At 54.9% G+C, this 17,437-nt stretch carries 18 protein-coding genes; 15 read left to right on the top strand and 3 right to left on the bottom strand.

From position 1 onward, the window contains the following. Positions 1-139 precede the first annotated feature (139 nt). The gene (locus NST04_RS23015) at positions 140-442 is read left to right on the top strand and encodes a YlaN family protein (RefSeq protein WP_036695007.1); all 303 of its coding nucleotides are present in this window, start codon (positions 140-142) and stop codon (positions 440-442) included. A 98-nt stretch (positions 443-540) separates the two neighbouring features. On the opposite strand, the gene cax is transcribed toward NST04_RS23015, so the two are convergent. Beyond that, the gene (cax, locus tag NST04_RS23010) at positions 541-1,611 is read right to left on the bottom strand and encodes a calcium/proton exchanger (protein ID WP_341186289.1); all 1,071 of its coding nucleotides are present in this window, start codon (positions 1,609-1,611) and stop codon (positions 541-543) included. Positions 1,612-1,765: 154 nt separating this feature from the next. Between cax and NST04_RS23005 the strand changes: the two genes are divergently transcribed. Then, positions 1,766-2,131, top strand: a complete 366-nt coding sequence (locus tag NST04_RS23005; protein ID WP_036695005.1) for an Asp23/Gls24 family envelope stress response protein — start codon at positions 1,766-1,768, stop codon at positions 2,129-2,131. Positions 2,132-2,228: 97 nt separating this feature from the next. On the opposite strand, the gene ftsW is transcribed toward NST04_RS23005, so the two are convergent. Both ftsW and NST04_RS22995 read right to left on the bottom strand, forming a co-directional pair. Then, positions 2,229-3,497: a putative lipid II flippase FtsW gene (ftsW, locus tag NST04_RS23000; RefSeq protein ID WP_341186288.1), complete on the bottom strand. Its 1,269-nt coding sequence runs from the start codon at positions 3,495-3,497 to the stop codon at positions 2,229-2,231. Beyond that, entirely contained in the window at positions 3,494-3,841 is a 348-nt protein-coding gene (locus NST04_RS22995; RefSeq protein WP_341186287.1) for a YugN family protein, read from the bottom strand. The genes ftsW and NST04_RS22995 overlap by 4 nt, the downstream gene beginning before the upstream one ends. Before the next feature lie 239 nt (positions 3,842-4,080). On the opposite strand from NST04_RS22995, the gene NST04_RS22990 reads away from it, so the two are divergent. From NST04_RS22990 to NST04_RS22930, 13 genes are all read left to right on the top strand, one after another. After that, positions 4,081-5,262 (top strand): amidohydrolase, encoded by a 1,182-nt coding sequence (locus NST04_RS22990; protein ID WP_341186286.1) that lies wholly within the window; start codon positions 4,081-4,083, stop codon positions 5,260-5,262. A 64-nt stretch (positions 5,263-5,326) separates the two neighbouring features. Further along, positions 5,327-5,761, top strand: coding sequence for a CBS domain-containing protein (locus NST04_RS22985; RefSeq protein WP_341186285.1), 435 nt, complete (start codon positions 5,327-5,329; stop codon positions 5,759-5,761). 247 nt (positions 5,762-6,008) lie between these two features. Next, a complete protein-coding gene (locus tag NST04_RS22980) occupies positions 6,009-7,724 on the top strand; it encodes a DNA repair helicase XPB (RefSeq protein WP_341186284.1) in 1,716 nt (571 codons plus the stop codon). Continuing rightward, the gene (locus tag NST04_RS22975) at positions 7,724-9,958 is read left to right on the top strand and encodes a helicase-associated domain-containing protein (protein ID WP_341186283.1); all 2,235 of its coding nucleotides are present in this window, start codon (positions 7,724-7,726) and stop codon (positions 9,956-9,958) included. The genes NST04_RS22980 and NST04_RS22975 overlap by 1 nt, the downstream gene beginning before the upstream one ends. A 46-nt stretch (positions 9,959-10,004) precedes the next feature. Further along, the gene (locus NST04_RS22970; protein ID WP_341186282.1) at positions 10,005-10,442 is read left to right on the top strand and encodes a YlbF family regulator; all 438 of its coding nucleotides are present in this window, start codon (positions 10,005-10,007) and stop codon (positions 10,440-10,442) included. A 42-nt stretch (positions 10,443-10,484) separates the two neighbouring features. Next, positions 10,485-10,748 (top strand): YlbG family protein, encoded by a 264-nt coding sequence (locus NST04_RS22965; protein ID WP_036694997.1) that lies wholly within the window; start codon positions 10,485-10,487, stop codon positions 10,746-10,748. Positions 10,749-10,811: 63 nt separating this feature from the next. Beyond that, entirely contained in the window at positions 10,812-11,291 is a 480-nt protein-coding gene (locus tag NST04_RS22960) for a MarR family transcriptional regulator (protein WP_341186281.1), read from the top strand. After that, on the top strand, positions 11,288-12,700 hold the full coding sequence (locus tag NST04_RS22955; protein ID WP_341186825.1) for an MFS transporter: 1,413 nt from the start codon (positions 11,288-11,290) through the stop codon (positions 12,698-12,700). The genes NST04_RS22960 and NST04_RS22955 overlap by 4 nt, the downstream gene beginning before the upstream one ends. A gap of 127 nt (positions 12,701-12,827) precedes the next feature. Further along, positions 12,828-13,736: an EAL domain-containing protein gene (locus NST04_RS22950; protein ID WP_341186280.1), complete on the top strand. Its 909-nt coding sequence runs from the start codon at positions 12,828-12,830 to the stop codon at positions 13,734-13,736. Continuing rightward, positions 13,717-14,685: a GGDEF domain-containing protein gene (locus NST04_RS22945; protein ID WP_341186279.1), complete on the top strand. Its 969-nt coding sequence runs from the start codon at positions 13,717-13,719 to the stop codon at positions 14,683-14,685. Before NST04_RS22950 ends, NST04_RS22945 begins: the two co-directional genes overlap by 20 nt. 112 nt (positions 14,686-14,797) lie before the next feature. Continuing rightward, complete coding sequence (locus NST04_RS22940) at positions 14,798-15,241, top strand: hypothetical protein (RefSeq protein WP_341186824.1); 444 nt, start codon at positions 14,798-14,800, stop codon at positions 15,239-15,241. Positions 15,242-15,334: 93 nt separating this feature from the next. Continuing rightward, the gene (locus NST04_RS22935; protein WP_341186278.1) at positions 15,335-16,234 is read left to right on the top strand and encodes a selenium metabolism-associated LysR family transcriptional regulator; all 900 of its coding nucleotides are present in this window, start codon (positions 15,335-15,337) and stop codon (positions 16,232-16,234) included. A gap of 69 nt (positions 16,235-16,303) precedes the next feature. Further along, positions 16,304-17,215: a PHP domain-containing protein gene (locus NST04_RS22930; protein ID WP_341186277.1), complete on the top strand. Its 912-nt coding sequence runs from the start codon at positions 16,304-16,306 to the stop codon at positions 17,213-17,215. The last annotated feature ends 222 nt before the right edge of the window (positions 17,216-17,437 follow it).

Genomic DNA, 17,437 nt, shown 5'->3' with positions numbered 1-17,437 from the left:
TTTGCTGTGCAGCGGGGTGATTTTGCAGGAACTTCAGGAATAACCCAAACTGAAATCTTGTATTAGGTCCTAATTTCGACTAATATTAAGAATAATAAGCAATCGCTGCTGTAACTTTTGGACATGGGGGGGAAAATGCATGACTTCATCGGATTTGCAGGAACAGCTCAATATCAAAGCAATCAATCTTCTTCAAGAAGATGCCGATAAAATTCAGAAGCTCATTGAAGTACAGATGGAGAATTTGGCAACCCGTTACTGCCCTCTCTATGAGGAAGTGCTGGATACCCAGATGTACGGCTTCTCCAGAGAGGTCGATTTTGCGGTCAGAGCGGGGCTCGTGCCGGAGCTTACCGGTAAGCAGGTGCTGAGCAAGCTGGAACGTAATTTGGCCGTACTATACGAGGCACTGAACAAGAAGGCTGAGGAACGGGAGATGTAAGTCCCGCTCATTCATAGAAAACGCACATGAAAGACCCGGGGGTCGATCATGTGCGTTTTTTTATAAAAATATAAGAATGTATAAGCTGTGCGGCTGCTTCACACCAGATAGAACGATACGCCGAGAATCATGTAAACCGCCAGCAGCAGGAGACCTTCGTACCAGTTGGTTGCGCCGTCCTGAATAATCGATTTGGCGATGAACACAGATACGGCAATCGCTACAATCTCAATCGTGGTGAAGACAATCGACATGGTGTTGCCCATGAAGTAACTGGCGAAGATCAGCACAGGGGCGACGAACAGGGCAATCTGCAGACTGCTGCCTACGGCAATCTCGACTGCGGCTCCGATCTTGTTCTTCATGGCGAGCATAATGGCAGCGCTGTGTTCTGCGGCGTTACCGATAATCGCTACAAGGAATGCCCCGACGAACAGCTCGCTGAAGCCGAAGCGTTCGGTGAGCGTCTCCAGCGTTCCGACCAGCCATTCACTGACGAAGGCGACCATCACGGTGGCAAGGACGAGATAGAGGATTGAACGGTTCCGGGACCAGACTGGAGCATGCTCATTCGGCAGCTCTTCCGCCGTATCGTCCGTAACATCTGCCAGATACTTCTTGTGTGTGATCATGGAGAAGACCAGCCAGGCGAGGTAGGCGGCAATCAGCAGGCCGGCGACGACAAGACTAAGCACATTGGTGTCTTTCTCGGTGATGGAATGCGTGTTGAAGAACATGGCCGGGACGAACAAGGCGATGACCGCAACGATCATCAGCGAGCCGTTCAGACCGGCGAGCGTGACATTGAAGTTCTGAACCTTGAACTTCATGCCCCCGGCAAATATACTTAATCCGAGGACGAGTAGCAGGTTACCGATGATGGAGCCGGTCAGACTCGCTTTGACCATGTCAAACAGTCCTTCCTTGACCAGGAAGAAGGCGATGATCAGTTCGGCTGCATTGCCGAAGGTTGCGTTCAGGAACCCTCCAAGCCGCTGCCCGGCGTAGTGGGCTACACTCTCGGTGGCCCGGCCGAGGAAGCCGGCCACGAAGATGACCGAAATCGCAGACAATATGAACTGAAGCGTATGATCCCAGTTCGCGTAATGCCCGATGGCGCTGAGGATGAAGCTGATGACCAGCAGCGCCGGTGAGATCCATTTTTTCAAGGGTAAGCACTCTCCAGTCTCTATATGTAGGTTGAATTCATAATCAATATACCCAAATTGTTCCTGGCTGTAAACGGGGGTGAGAGAAAGTCATTTGCTTTTTAGCCTGCTTTGGAATTACAATAATTGATAATGAGAGTAGGGGGGATATGGCATGGCAGAACAGCTTCAACTGGAATTGGGTAATATACGGATATCGAATGACGTTGTCTCAAAAATTGCCGGCCTGGCCGCGCTTGAGACTCCCGGAATTGCAGCCATGTCTGGCGGTTTGTCAGAGGGCTGGGCAAAGCGCCTGAGCGGCAAGAACGTGCAGAAGGGTGTTACTGTCGAAGTTGGCCAATTGGAAGCTGCAGTAGACTTACGCATCATCGTACTGTACGAAACGCCGATTCATGAAGTGTGCCGCATGCTTCAGCAGAATGTCCGCGAGGCTGTGGAGAGTATGACCGGGCTTCACATCGTAGAGGTTAACGTGAAGGTCGAAGGCGTAGCCTTCAAGAACGACGAAATTTCTTAAGCACAATTAACTTAGGCATCCATGCAAAAGGCAGTCCGGATTTATTCCGGACTGCCTTTCTATTTGGCTCAACCTTCATCTGTATGCAGGTTGCCTCTTAGCGTGCGCGTGTGCCTGCGCTTCTGTTGTTCCGCACCTGTCTGACCGTAGTCACAGACTTCACCACTTCCTCTTTGGCTGGACGGTTGGTCTCCCGTGAGATGCTGAGCATAATCCCCATGCAGAGCATCGTGACGAGCAGGGAGGAGCCACCGTAGCTGATGAAGGGCAGCGTAACGCCTGTAAGCGGAATCGTATTGGTCACACCACCGATGTTGATGAAGGCTTGAATGGCGATCAGGCCCATGATTCCGATACCGACCAGTGTACCGAAGGGATCGGTGCACCGCAGTGAAATCAAAATCCCTCTCCAGATGAAATACAGATAAAGCAGCAGGAACAAGGCGGTTCCGACAAAGCCGAGCTCCTCACCAATGACCGCGAAGATAAAGTCAGTATAAGGGTACCGCAGATAATGTAGCTTCTGAATACTCTGCCCGAACCCGGAGCCTTGTGTTCCACCTTCACCGAGGGCGATCAGGGACTGCATAATATTATATCCGCTGCCCTCGGAATTGGCCTGCGGGTCGAGGAAGGCTTCAATACGGCCCTGTCTGTAATCCTTCTGAAACTCTGCCTTCTCGGTTGGCGGGGACAAGGAGTCGATGGCGGCCTTTGCGCCTATGACGAGGGCCACCCCGAGAATCAGCAGACCGATCGATCCCATGATATGCTTCATGCTGGCGCCGCCGGCATAGATGACAAGACCGCTGGTCGCTACAAGAATGAGGCAGGAACCCAGATCGGGCTGCATCATAATCAGTCCGGCGACAATTCCGACGATAATCATGACCGGGATATACCCTGTCCGCAAATCGCGCAGGCGTTCGCCTTTTTTGGTGATCAGGGCAGCCAGGTAGAGAATGATAGAGATCTTGGCCAGCTCGGTGGGCTGAATCCCAAGGGTCCCGATGCTCATCCAGCTCTTGGCGCCGTTAATTCCCTCGGTGGTTGCTACGAACAGCAGCAGGACGAGGGTAATCACGAAGATCGGAGCATACCACTTCTTGAACTTGCTGTAGTGGATATTCATTACGACGAACATGATGAAGCTGCCCAGCATGGCCCAGAGCAATTGTCTTTTTACGAAAAAAAACGCATCATTGCTGAATTTGCCGCTGGCCAGGGTTAAGCTGGAGCTGGAGCTGAATACCATAAGCAGGCCGAAGCCTACGAACAGCAGAGTGAGAATGAGTAACTGGAAATCGGGCGTTCCTCTTTTGGGCGGGCTGGCCTTGGCGGCCGTCTTTCCCTTCGCGGTACTCAAGCTTCCAGCAGCGCTTTCAATTCACCGATATGCTTCCGGGCTGCCTCAAGCACCGGCTGAGGCACCGGAGATTCATATTCCAGTCCGTGGGGGAATGTAGCCTTGCCCAGGTAGACAGCTTCAATAGCCAGTACCGCGTCCGCCTTCTCTAGCTTCCCTTCCACAGCACGGGTATTAATGCGCAGGAAGTATTCGCCGCCATCCTTGCGGTCTTCTATCTTGCAGTCATAGGTCGCGCGGTAGTATTCCCATTGCCATCTGATGAATCCTGCCTTTGCTGCACTTTCGTCGAGATAAAGAAGGTCGCTCTTTAATCCTTCGAGACCCGTGTTCTCAAATATCATAGCGCACAACTCCCCTTAATGAAGTATAATGATTCATTTGTAATTAAAATTTGTTATTGTTCTTCCTCATGATAGTCTGTTTCCCGGGGTTGTGCAAGGTAGAACGGGCTGATCGATACCCACTTTTTTGTGTTTCTGCTACAATAAAAGAAAGTTGGCAGGCTGCAGAGCGGGCAGAGCTTACGGGCTTGTCCTGATGGCTATCCGCAGGATGCTGCCAGAGAAGGGAATGGAGAGTTATGGAGAGGTTAGAGACCAGGGAGCTGTTCCCGGAAATGGTCAAATGGCGCCGCCATCTGCACCGTCATCCGGAGCTGTCCTATCAGGAGAAGGAGACCTCCGCTTATGTCGGGGCAAGGCTCACGGAGCTGGGGATTGAGGTCCGGCGGAGTGCAGCAGGCTACGGATTGACAGGCATACTTAAGGGCCGGGAGTCCGGCAAAACGGTAGTCCTGCGTGCCGATATGGACGCGCTGAATATTACGGAGGAGAGCGGCCGGGAATATGCTTCACAGCATTCCGGTGTCATGCACGCCTGCGGGCATGACGGGCATACCGCCATGCTGCTGGCTGCGGCGGCGTATTACAGCTCCCGCCGGGAGGAGCTGAAGGGGGAGATCCGCTTTCTGTTCCAGCCGGCGGAAGAGGTCTGTCCCGGCGGCGCAGTGGGCATGATTGCGGAAGGTGTGCTTGCGGGTGCGGATGCCGTCTACGGGCTGCATCTGTGGACGCCGTTCCCGCTCGGGACGGTAGGCAGTGCTCCGGGGCCGCTGATGGCTTCGGCCGATGAGTTCTTCATTGATCTGACCGGCCGGGGAGGACACGGCGGCATGCCGCACCGCACAGCAGACAGCATTGTGGCCGGTGCGGCACTGGTCACCGGGCTGCAGACGATTGTCAGCCGCAACGTTGATCCGCTGCGTCCGGCCGTAGTCAGCGTGGGGACGATTCAAGGCGGTTCGGCGCAGAATATCATTGCCGAGCGCTGCCGGATTACCGGGACGGTGCGGGCATTTGATGAAGAGACACGTCATCTGATCCGCCGCCGCATTGAAGAGTTGGCGGCGTCTATAGCCGCAGCCTATGGTACGGAGGCGAAGGTGGACTATCTGATGGGGTACCCGCCGCTGGTGAATGACGAGGCGGAATATGAACGTTTTGCCCGTGTTGCCCCTAAGGCGCTTGGGACAGATGCCGATGTGATGCTGATGGAGAAGATTATGCCGGCGGAGGACTTTTCCTATTATGTTCAGGAGATTCCCGGCTGCTTCATCTTCGTCGGTGCGGGCAATGCGGCCAAGGATGCTGTATATCCGCATCATCACAGCAAATTTGATTTCGATGAGGATGCCATGCTCTATGGCTTGAAGCTGCTGGTAGGTATGGCCGACTCCTGTCTGAATGAGTCAATTTCCGTATAAATGTTACCGTTACAGGAAAAACTACTCTCAAATGCCACGCTAACGTGGACAGGAGGGTTCATTCTTGAAGACTGTCAAAGAAGTGATGACCGCGCAGCCGGTGTCGGTTACTCTGCTGGACAATATCTATGAGGTTGCCGTCGCTATGAGAGATAGCGGGACGGGCTTCATTCCGGTGGTAGATTCGGCTGACGGGGCAACGCTGATTGGTGTGATTACAGACCGCGATCTGGTCATCCGCGGGTACGCAGCCAAGCACCCCGGCTCAACAGCCGTGGAGACTGTCATGAGCCGGGAGGTCCTATCCATTGAGGAGTCCGCCTCTGTGGAGGAAGCGGCAGAGCTGATGGCCTCCGCGCAGATCCGTCGCATTCCGGTAACGCAGGGCAAGAAGCTGACCGGAGTAGTCTCTTTAGGTGATTTGGCAGACAAGAGAATGTTCGCAGATGAGGCTGCTGAGGCGCTTCATGAAATCTCGCAGCGCCAGCAGCTGCATTAATAGAATGACGAATGGCTCATATCCGGTTAGGCGGAGGTGGGCTTTTTCGTTGTAGGGAGAATGTGGATGCTGGCAGCGGGATGGAAGGTGAAAAGAGAGGGATAAATCCCTTTGGTTCGGATGAGTATAGCCCGATTGAGTTCACCAAGCAAGGGTCGAATGAGCAAATGAGGGGCAGTTGTGCTCCTAGTATACTGGATGCCAACAGAAGTAGGGCAATAGAGATTAGATACAAGGAGGGAACAGGATGAGCGGAGCAGGGGCGGGGCCATGTATCATTCGGAATGACCGGACAATTCTGCTGGAATGCGGACATCCAGGATTTGAGGAGGCGCGGACGGTTCTAAGCGGATGCGCCGAGCTTGTCAAAAGTCCCCCAGCTTACCATACTTACCGGATCACACCGTTGTCCCTATGGAACGCCGCAGCCGGGGGACAGACAGCGGCAGAGGTCATTGAAGGCCTCCGCAGGCTGTCCAGGTGGGGCATTCCTTCCGAAGTCGAGGGGGAGATGGAACTGCTGATGTCCCGTTACGGAAGCTTGCACCTGCATGCGGATGAGACTGATTCACAGCTTGTCAGGTTAACCGCTGACCGGACGAGTCTGCTGGATGAACTGGACGATTCTCAGGAACTGAAGGAGCTGGGCCTGTGCCGGGCCGGGGAGCTGCATAGCCATTGTCCGAAGATGAACCGGGGGCTGCTGAAGCAGGAATTGACCAGACTGGGTTATCCGGTCCTTGATTATGCCGGGTATCGGGACGGGCAGAAGCTGAAGTTAGCCTGGCGGGAGTCTCTGGGGAACAACATCCGAGAAGGCAGCAGCAGTGGGTTCGAGCTCCGGGATTATCAACAGGAGGCTGTCCGAAAGTTCCAGGGGACTGGAGGACATGGCGGGAGCGGAGTGGTCGTGCTGCCCTGCGGGGCAGGCAAGACTGTTGTGGGCCTTGCGGTGCTGGAGCAGCTGCAGTGTGAGACGCTGATCCTTACTTCGAGCACGACTTCTGTAGAGCAGTGGCGCGGGGAGCTGCTGCTGCGGACCTCGCTGAGCGAAGATGAGGTCGGGGAATACACGGGAGAGCACCGGGAGGTGCGTCCTGTAACCGTTGCAACCTATCAGATGCTCACTCATAGGCGCTCTAAAGGAGGAGCGTTTGTCCACATGAATCTGTTCCATGAACGGAACTGGGGTCTGATTATCTATGACGAGGTCCATCTGCTTCCGGCACCTGTCTTCCGTGCGACCGCAGATATTCAGGCTACGCGGCGGCTGGGGCTGACAGCAACGCTGGTCCGGGAGGACGGTCGGGAGGGTGATGTGTTCTCCCTGATCGGCCCGAGATGCTATGACCTGCCCTGGAAGGTGCTGGAGCGGCAGGGATGGATTGCAGCTGTCGATTGCGTTGAGGTCATCGTCCCGATGAACCAGAAGCTGCGGCAGCAATATCTGTATGCCGGGGCGAAGGAGCAATTCCGGCTGGCGGCGGGCAATCAGGCCAAGGCGCAGGCGGCAGCACAGATCGTTGAAGCGCATCCCGCAGCGGCGATACTGGTGATCGGCCAGTATCTGGACCAGTTAGAGCAGTTGGCGGCGCTGCTTGCGGCCCCGCTGATCACGGGCAAGACTCCACAGAAGGAGCGGAACGCGCTCTACGCTGCGTTCAATGAAGGCAAGCTTCCGGTACTGATCGTCTCCAAGGTGGCGAACTTTGCCGTGAATCTGCCGGATGCCTCAGTGGCAATTGAGGTATCCGGCGCCTTCGGCTCCCGCCAGGAGGAGGCTCAGCGGCTGGGCCGCATTCTTCGTCCGAAGCCGGGGGATAACCGGGCGTATTTCTATACGCTGGTCACGGGAAACAGCCGGGAGCAGGATTTCGCTCTGCGCCGCCGGATGTTTCTGACGGAGCAAGGCTACGAATACGGGGTCCGGATGCTGGACCCGGCGGAAGGAGCTGTTTTCTGATGGAACTGAATCCCGCAGATCATATTAGCAGACTATCTTCGGACGCCTGTGAAGTACTGCTGCGGATAGCGGCAGAGCATGCGGCTTCGCCGTGTACAGCAGATTCTATAGAGCGTCTGCGGCCTGAATTCCTGTGCCGGGCCGAGCAGATGCTGGCCCTGGACGAATTGCTTCATGCAGGGATGCTGGAGCTGCGGCAGAAGGTGTGGGGCGAGCGGCTGTATCAGGTTCCTCAGCAGCAGTATCCCTTAATCCTGCAGAGCTTCTGGGCGGGTTGCCCGCAGGTACAGGCAGAGGGGACGGTGCGGATTGAGCATGCGGCGTGTTCAGAACTGGCAGGGGAGTTATTTCAAAGCCTGCTGTTCATAGCCCGGGAAGGCCTGCCGCTGACTTCTAAGGGAGTGATACATAAGAAGCAGCTCAGCAGGTTAGCCGGAAGGTTGTCCATACCGGAGGAGTCTCTTGCCCTGCTTGAGTCCTCCGCCGGTCACCAGAACTATCCGCTGCCGGTTACATTAATCATTGATCTGCTGAGCGCACTGGGGCTGATTACCCGCGACAATAGCGGGTATGCAATAGACAGACCTATGCTGCAAAGCTGGCTGACCCTTACTGCACAAGAGATGACGGATACGCTCTATACCTTGATCATCAGCCGGTACGGTGCTCCGCTGCCTGAAGAGCAGCATTTCAGACACTTGCTCTCGGCAACGGAGTTTTGTCCGGACGAGTGGTTTGCGGTAGAGCCTGTTCTGAGCTGGATGAGACAGAATGGTCTTGCCGGGGAGCAACCTGTACCGGGGAAGGCAGGGACAGACTCAGGGCTTAAGCAGGCAGCACTCGCCTGGATTCGCCTTCTGGCAGCCTTCGGCTGGTGTGAGCTAGGGTCTTCAGCGGAAGGGGAGGAATGCTTCCGCTGGAAGGCACTGAAGCCGCAGCTAACGGAGCGTAGCCTAGGAATAACCCAGCAGAATCAAGGGGGGGCAGAGGAAGCAGATAGTGACGCAGAAACAAGCAGCAGCCCTAGAATATTTGTAAGCAGCTCAAGCACAGCGGAAAGCACCCCAAATACCGCTGCCAGCGGCACCAAACCACAAGATAGAGTCCAAACAACAGTATGCAGAAACCTAGGGCCAGTAGACTGTGACATAGAACCAGCAGGCAACAGCTCAGAACTTGCAGACCTAGACAGCGCCTCCGAAGCTCAAGACACCGTCCTTAGCCCGCAGAGTCCTGTAGCAGCTGAAACTGCGCAGAAGCCGCTGCCGCAAGCAAAGGCTTCAGCATCTCCCGGCTTCATTGTCCAGCCGGATTTCGAGGTGCTGGTTCCGCCCGAGGTCCCTTATACGGTGCGCTGGACGTTGGCCGGATGCGCAGAGCTGCTGCACCACGAGGATATCTGGAGCTTCCGGCTGACCCGGGAGCGGCTGGAAGCGGCAGCGGACCAGGGCTTCGCTCCGGGTGAGGTGATCTCCTGGCTGAACGCCCATGCCGCCGGAGAATTACCGGAGCAGATCGAACTGGCGCTCCGGCAGTGGGCCAGTTCGATCGGACGGACGGAGCTGGCGGAGGTTCTTCTGCTGTCCTGCGCCGGAGAGCAGGAGGGCGAGGATATCGCTGCCCATCCCCGGCTGCAGGATATCGTTACCCGGATCGGCCCGCTCCACTTCATCGTCCGGCCGGAGGCTGCCGGGCAGCTGCGTAAGGAGCTTGCCGCCGCCGGTCTCGCGCCGTCCGTGAGGGCAGGGAACCTGGACGGGCCTGCTCCCCATACCCAGCTGTTTGAACTGTCCGGGCCAGCGCAGCGTTACCTGCTTCCTGCCGCAGCCGGAGAACGGGGCTTGCTGGGAACAGGCCCGCCCCCGAAGCTCCTGCCGCTTGACAGCGGCGGCCCCCCGAAGCTGGAGCTGCCGGGTGAAGAGACCGTGCCGCAGATGTGGTTCAATCAGTGGAGGCAGTATCATGTCACCACAGCGCAAAAGGTAATGGAGCAGGCTCTAAGCTGGGGAATCAAGGTCCGGCTCTCCTATGGCGGCAAGGCGGCGGATTTCATTCCAGAGCGGATCAACGGACGTCCATGGCAGGTGCGGGGCATTCTGCTGCTTCCGGGGACGGAGACGGCAGAGGAGACAGAGCTTGCAGCGGAAGACTGGCAGGAAATTCAGCTGCTGCATCCGCTAAAGGGCAGAAATTCTTCTTCTGCTGAGGCGGGCGGATATGTTATGATAAGGTAGTCTATCGCTGCGGTAGAACATTAAATGCAGAAAAGAGTTGAAGTTCATGAGCGTAGCGGAATTAAATACGGTCGATATGGCCGAAGTGCTGACATACGCCTATGAATTAGGCGATATGATTAATCAATCCGCAGAAGTGTCGGATTACCTATACTGGAAGGGACAGGTGGATAACCATCCCGAAATCCAGGCCATGATCAAGCGGCTGCAAAGCAAGAAGGAGCTGTTTGACGAGACACAGCGGTTTGGTCATTTTCACCCGAACTATCACTCTGCCAAGGATGAGGTTGAGGCCGTAGAGCGGGAGCTGGAGCAGTTCGAAGCAGTGGTCCGGTTCAAGAATGCGGAGAAGACGCTGGATGATATTCTTCATTCCATGTCAGAGGCGATCGCATTCTCGGTCTCGGACAGCATTAAGGTTCCCAGTAACGACCCGTCCCCCAAAGGCGGATGCGGCAGCGGCGGCAAATGCTCCTGCGGATAAGCTGACCCGTGAGGAGATAGAGAAAGAGAGGCGGATGAGCTTATGTTTGCGGAACGGACAGGTTATATTGTATGGGTTAGCGACGTCAAGGCGGCGCGCAACCTGGAGAAGTACGGCACACTGCACTACGTTTCCCGTAAAATGCATTATGCGGTAATGTACGTCAATGCGGAGCGCGCCGAGGAAGTCATGAAGAATGTCCGCAGACTTTCTTATGTGCGCAAGATTGAGCGTTCGTACCGCAATGAACTGAAGACGGAATATACCAGCAACGGACCGGACAAGTCCAAGTACTACGGTCTGTAGTTCAGGGATAAAGGTTATTTAGACAGACGCCGCTGGCGTCTGTTTTTTTAAGGGGGACCCGCAATGAACAAAGAGGAACAGGTCTTAACAGCTTTCCGGGAATTATTCAATAAGATGAACTGGCTGAACAAGTCGAAGATGGAGAACAGTCTTAAGGGGAATAAACCCTCCGAGGTACACTGTATTGAATACATCGGAACACATGCAGACGCCAACGTGACCAAGCTTGCAGAGGCCTTGTACATGACCAGGGGGGCGATCAGCAAGATTACACGGAAGCTCCTGCACAAGGGGCTTATTGAGAGCTACCAGAAGCCGGACAATCAGAAGGAAATCTATTTCAGGCTTACTGTTCAAGGGATGGCTGTATATCAGATTCATGATGAATTGCACCGTGAGTTCCGGGAGCGGGACAGACCTGTGTTTGAGCAGGTGACCGACAGCCAGTATGCCGGTATGCTCAGCTTCATGGAGAAGTACAATAAGCATTTGGATGAAGAGATTAAGAAGCAGGAGCCGGACAATAGCACGGAAGAAGAATAATTTCCCCTCTATGCTCAGGCAGAATAGTTCATCACAGTTACCTTCACCCGGCAGGGTGTTTTTTTATGTTAAATATTTTGTTTCCTTGGAATCAAAAGTGTGTTAGGATGATATTGTTTCTTAGGAAACAAATCACAAGCTCTAAGGAGAGAAGATACATGTCTACATCCAAACCTGCTCACCATCAAGATCAATCTTCAGAATCAAAGGTAGATAAGCACGCGCTTATATTCGGTCTAATCTCTGTATTTTTATGCGGAATAGGCTTCAGTATCATCGCTCCTGTGGTTCCGTTTCTCGTCCAGCCTTACATTAGCGATCCCGAAAAACAAGCGGTGATGGTTACCCTGCTGACTTCAGCTTATGCGGCCTGCCTGTTCTGCGCGGCGCCTGTGCTGGGTGCGCTGAGTGATAAATACGGACGGCGTCCGCTGCTGCTCCTGTGCCTGTTGGGTTCTGCTGCCGGTTACTTCATATTTGGCCTTGGAGGGGCATTGTGGGTGCTGTTCGCCGGGCGGATCATTGAAGGGATCACAGGCGGGAGCATCGGTACGATCTTCGCTTATTTTGCAGACATCCTTCCGCCGGAGCAGCGGACCAAGTACTTCGGCTGGGTGAGTGCTGTGGTCGGAGCCGGGACGATTATCGGCCCGTCATTGGGCGGGCTGCTGGCCAAGTTCGGGTATTCGGTGCCCATGTATGCTGGCGCAGCCGTAACACTGCTGAATGTGGGTTATGGCTTTCTGTTCATGCCGGAGAGTCTGGAGAAAAGCAAGAGACTGAAGGTCATCCCCCTAGTCAGGCTGAATCCCTTCTCGCAGCTTGCGAACCTGCTGTCCATGAAGAACCTTAACAGGCTGTTTGTCTCCGCGTTCCTGCTGTGGATACCGAATGGATCATTCCAGGCTATTTTTTCACAGTTCACGTTGGATAATTTCAGCTGGAAGCCGGTTATCATTGGAGTGATGTTCTCCATCATGGGCTTGCAGGATATCCTGTCCCAAGGATTCATTATGCCGAAGCTCCTGAAAAGATACACTGACAGGCAAATCGCTCTCCTTGGAATGGGCTCCGAAATTGTTGGCTACATTCTGTTTGCGTTGTCGGCTTTGCTCGCCTTTTATCCTCTTTTTATCGCAGGGATGTTTATCTTCGGCTTCGGTGATTCGGTCTTCGGGCCTTCGTTCAACGGAATGCTGTCCAAATCTGCCGCTGCGGGCGAGCAGGGACGGGTTCAAGGGGGCAGCCAGTCGATTCAGGCACTTGCGAGAATGATCGGGCCTCTGGTTGGAGGACAGCTCTACGTGTCCCTTGGACCGGCTGCACCGGCGTTCATGGGGGTAATCCTCATTGGAGCGGCGATCCCTGTGCTCTATACGATCAACCGGGCAGAAGTACTGTCGAAATAAGTCGTTAATGTGAAAAAAATGCGCAGAAGGCCATGCCCCGTCCCGAAGTTTATCCCTGCTTAATAATTCCAATCTATGCTGAGGAGAGTGTTATTGAATTCACGAAGACAAGCAGACGGGGGATTAGATGAATAAGACAGGAACCCTGTCCCGCAAGCTTGCGGCATTGCCGCAATATCTGAGGTATATGAGCGGGAGAGTCAGGGATGAGGTTCAGGAGCTGGGCAGATTAGCTGTGCTGCTGGATATTATGGAGCATGAATTGCTGGATACGTATTTTCAGCCCATTCTGCATTTGCGGACCGGGGAGACGCTGGGACATGAGGCGCTGAACCGTCCGCCCGCTTCGCCGCAGTTTCCGAGCACGGAGCATTTTTATGATTTTGCCGGACGGACGGATCAGATGTTCCGCTTCGAGCCGTACTGCCGGAGAATGTCACTGTCCCGGTACATGGAGCGGCTGCCGGAGGCAGAGTCAGGGAACGGGGAACTGCTGTTCGTGAATGTGCAGCCTGGTGTGCTGTATGACCCCCGCCACAAGAGCGGAGAGACGCTGGCCTATCTGAAGAAGCTGGGGCTTGCGCCGGAGCGGATCGTCTTCGAGCTGACAGAGCGTCAGGCGGTGCAGGATTATGTCCGGTTTGAAAAGGTGCTGTCCCATTACCGCGAGCAGGGCTTCCGCATTGCTGTGGATGATGCCGGCTCCGGCTACAACAGTCTCAAGACACTGGTCTATCTGAAGCCGGAATTCATCAAGCTGGACAAGTCCCTCATCCGGGGAATTCATACCAGCCGGGAGCAGCAGGAGCTGCTGGGACTGGTCCGGGAATATGCCGACCGTTCCTCTACCCGGGTGATAGCCGAGGGGATTGAGACTGCGCCGGAGCTGCATTTTTTACAGATGGCGGGGGTGGAATATGGTCAGGGCTATGCGCTTGGGAGACCGGCTCACCGGCCTGAGCGTGGAGCGCTTCCGTCTCCGGTGCTTCCGTATCCAGTCAAGGGAGGGTGTAAGCATGTTTCTTCAGATCGGTGAAATCGCTGAACAAATCCCGGACATTTCGATTCATCACAAATGCGGGTTTGTGGACCAGATTTTTAAAAGCAATCCCCAGCTCCAAGGCGTAGCCGTCACGGAAAACGGGCGGACTGCCGGATTGATTATGAGGATCAGCTTTTATCAGAAGATAGGCACACTATACGGATATACGCTCTATATGGGCAGACCTGTAGAGCTGGTGATGGACAAAAATCCGCTGGTGGTGGACTATAACACGCCTATTATCGAGGTAAGCAGGCAGGCGATGTCGAGGCAGGAAGAGAATCTGTACGACTATGTGATCGTGACTCACGAGAAGGCTCTGTTCGGTGCGGTTAGCGTACGGGATCTGCTGCTTAATTTCGCGGAGATACAGGCGGTGGCCGCCAGCTTCCTGAATCCGTTAACGGGACTGCCGGGGAATATCAGCATTACCGAGTGGATGGTGAAGACGCTGCTGCAGGATGAATTCAGTGTACTCTACATCGATCTTGACCATTTCAAGGCGTACAACGACACCTACGGTTTCAAGGAAGGCGACCGGATGATTCAGGCTACTGCGGAGCTGCTGAAGCATGAGGCACTGCGGATGAACGGATTCCTGGGGCATATCGGCGGGGATGATTTTATTATTTTCATCAGCAATTATCACTACGAGGAATGCTGCAGAAATATTATCGCGGCGTTCGATACGACAGTTAAGGATTTCTATCATGCCGGGCATCTGGCCCAGAAATACGTGCTGACCGAGAGCCGTTCGGGACAACTGGAGGAGATCCCGCTGGTCTCGATCTCGATTGCCGTGGTTACGAACCGCAGCCGCCGGTTTGCTTCCATTGAAGAGCTGTCGGTAGAGGCGGCCCGCTTCAAAAAAAGCTGCAAAATGATCAGAGGCAGCAGCTACGTCGATGACAGTGATATCAGTATACATAGGACGGGCAGCTGACGTTTCTCACTGCAAGACTCCCGGGGAGAGCGGTATGCTTGAACAACGGTCGTAAGTGCGGTAAGATTGACAACAATAAGAGCATGCCAAGACCCTTTTTACGTGGAGTGTGATGACTATGCAGGGCAAGGGGATGGACTGGTGGGGCGAGCACGAACCCTTCCATATCATGCTGAATAACTACGGGATTGCCGACATCGTGCTGACCCGGCATGCCAGGAGCCGTTATGCGGAACGGGTAGCTGCTGAGGACAGCGGGAATGTGGAGGTGACCGCCTGGATCTGGCAAGCCTTGAAGCAGAACCGGCTGAGGCCTTACTCTAACAGTGATTATAATGCCTATCTGATAGATAATGATACGGTGATCGTGGTTAATTTCAGGCTGCTTGAGGGCGTCACGGCCCTCTCCGGAGAGCCGCTGTATGTCATGGTGATCGTGTCTTTTCTGGGCAAAATATCGGTGACTCCGCAGCTCAGGGATCTCAAGAGATACTATTCCTGGCTGCGTCATTCCCGGCGGATGAAGCTGTCCAAGAAACGCCGCAGGCGCAAGTAGGGTACTTGAAACGAGTGAGGCATGCGGCTTAGGGCTGCGTGCCTTTTTTGCTCTACACTCTACAACTGTAATTAGCGAAGGAGCCAGTAACGTATGAATTTTCATCAGCTTCATATTTTCTATACTGTGTCTGAACGGGGCAGCTTCTCGGCGGCGGCACAGACTCTGCATATGACCCAGCCTGCGGTGACGATGCAGATTCAGGCGCTGGAGGATTATTTCGGAACCAAGCTGTTCGACCGCTCCACCAAAAAAATCATACTCACCGAGGCCGGCCTGACGCTGATGCCGTTCGCGGTGCGCAGCATGCAGCTGATGCGCGAGACGGATCAGGCGATGTCAGCCTTCACCCACATGCTGGAGGGCCGCCTGATGCTCGGAGCCAGCCTGACCATCGGCGAATATGTGCTTCCCCGCATGCTGGGGCCCTTCGGCAAGGAATATCCGAATATCTCGATTATGATGAAGGTGATGAACACTTCTCAGATTATGGATGAGATCCATAAGCATCAGCTCAATTTCGGGCTGATTGAAGCGCCGGTCTCCCATCCGGACATGGTCATTGAACCGGTAATGGGCGATGAGCTGAAGCTGATCGTTCCAGGGGAGCATCCGCTGGCCGGCCAGGTGGAAGTGACGCTGGCGCAAGCGCTCGCCTACCCATTCGTGCTGCGTGAACGCGGTTCGGGCACACGGCGGGTGATGGAGGAGCAGCTTGAGGCTAACGGACTTGATCCAGCGGCGATGCAGATTGTGATGGAGTTGGGCAGTACGGGAGCGGTGAAGTCGGCGGTAGAGGCGGGGCTGGGGATTACGATCATCTCGACCTCCTCGGTCAAGCATGAAGTGGCGCTCGGCCTGCTGAAAATTGTTAATCTGACGGATGCCTCCTTCAAGCGGCAATTCTACGCCATTCATCTGAAATCGACCTTGCTGCCGATCTCGGCGGTAACCTTCCTGAGCTTCCTGCGCCAGCATGCCGGCGGACAGTAACGGATAGGAACAACTACGTATTTGCATAGGAAAGCGCGTGAACTTTAATTGAATGAACGGAGGAATTCCATGACAGAACACAAAAGTCATAGCGGTCAATCTGAGGCAGAGATAGTTACAGCGGGTTTTGCTGATACAGCCGGCAGATGCGACCTGCACACTCATACCCAGGCCTCGGACGGCATGCAGCCGCCTGCTGAGAATGTACGGCTTGGCTATGAGGCGGGATTGGCAGCGCTAGCTATTACTGACCATGATACGGTCAGCGGTGTAGCGGAAGCGCTGGAAGCAGGTAAGCGGTATGGGATTACTGTAGTTCCCGGTGTTGAGATCAGCACACGGCAAGGCGGGAAGGAGATCCACGTCCTCGGTTACTATATCGACATAGAGCAGGAGCTGCTGCTGTCCCGCCTGGAGGAGCAGCGGGGAACCCGGCTAGGGCGGAATGAAGCGATTCTTGAGAAGCTGCGCGGACTGGGCATTGCGATCACTCTGGATCAGGTAGTGGCCGGGCTGGGCCGCGAGCTGAAGCCTGATGAGAGCATCGGCCGGCCGCACATCGCGGATGAGCTGGTGCGGCTGGGTGCAGCCGCGGATATGCGGAATGCCTTCGACAAGTATCTGGGCGAAGGGGCGGCGGCTTATGTCTCGCCTCCGCGCATTACACCAGTGACAGCCTGCGAGTGGATTCGTGAAGCAGGCGGTGCAGCGGTGCTGGCCCATCCGGGAATCTATGGGGATGACGCTCTGGTCCGGAGCATTGTGGAGCAATGTGATCTGGACGGCATCGAGGTGTATCATTCCGACCATGGCCCGGCAGAGCATGAGCGCTACCTTGCACTGGCTGCGGAATTCGGCCTGCGGGTAACCGGCGGCTCCGATTTCCATGGTGCACGGCAGGGCGTTGTTTTCCACGGGGATATCGGCAGTGTGAGTGTGCCTGCCGCTGTGCTGGAGCAGCTTAAGGCTGCTAGAGGCTGACCGCAACACGCAGAGCAAAGGGCATAGGATACAGGATACAAAAAACAGACACAAGGCACCAAACCATGGGACACCAAAAACCCAAAAACCCAAAAACCCAAAAACCCAAAAACCTCCCTCCCTTAGCGCAGGCGCTACAGGAGGGAGGTTTTTGGGTAGGAGCAATCCTTACTGTAAGTAGAGCGCATGTCAGTAAGAGGAAACCACCTGCTATTGTGTTCG

It is taken from the genome of Paenibacillus sp. FSL H7-0756, from assembly GCF_038006765.1.
In the GTDB taxonomy this organism is placed as follows: domain Bacteria; phylum Bacillota; class Bacilli; order Paenibacillales; family Paenibacillaceae; genus Paenibacillus_AQ.
This window is presented reverse-complemented; position numbering and strand designations above follow the sequence as displayed.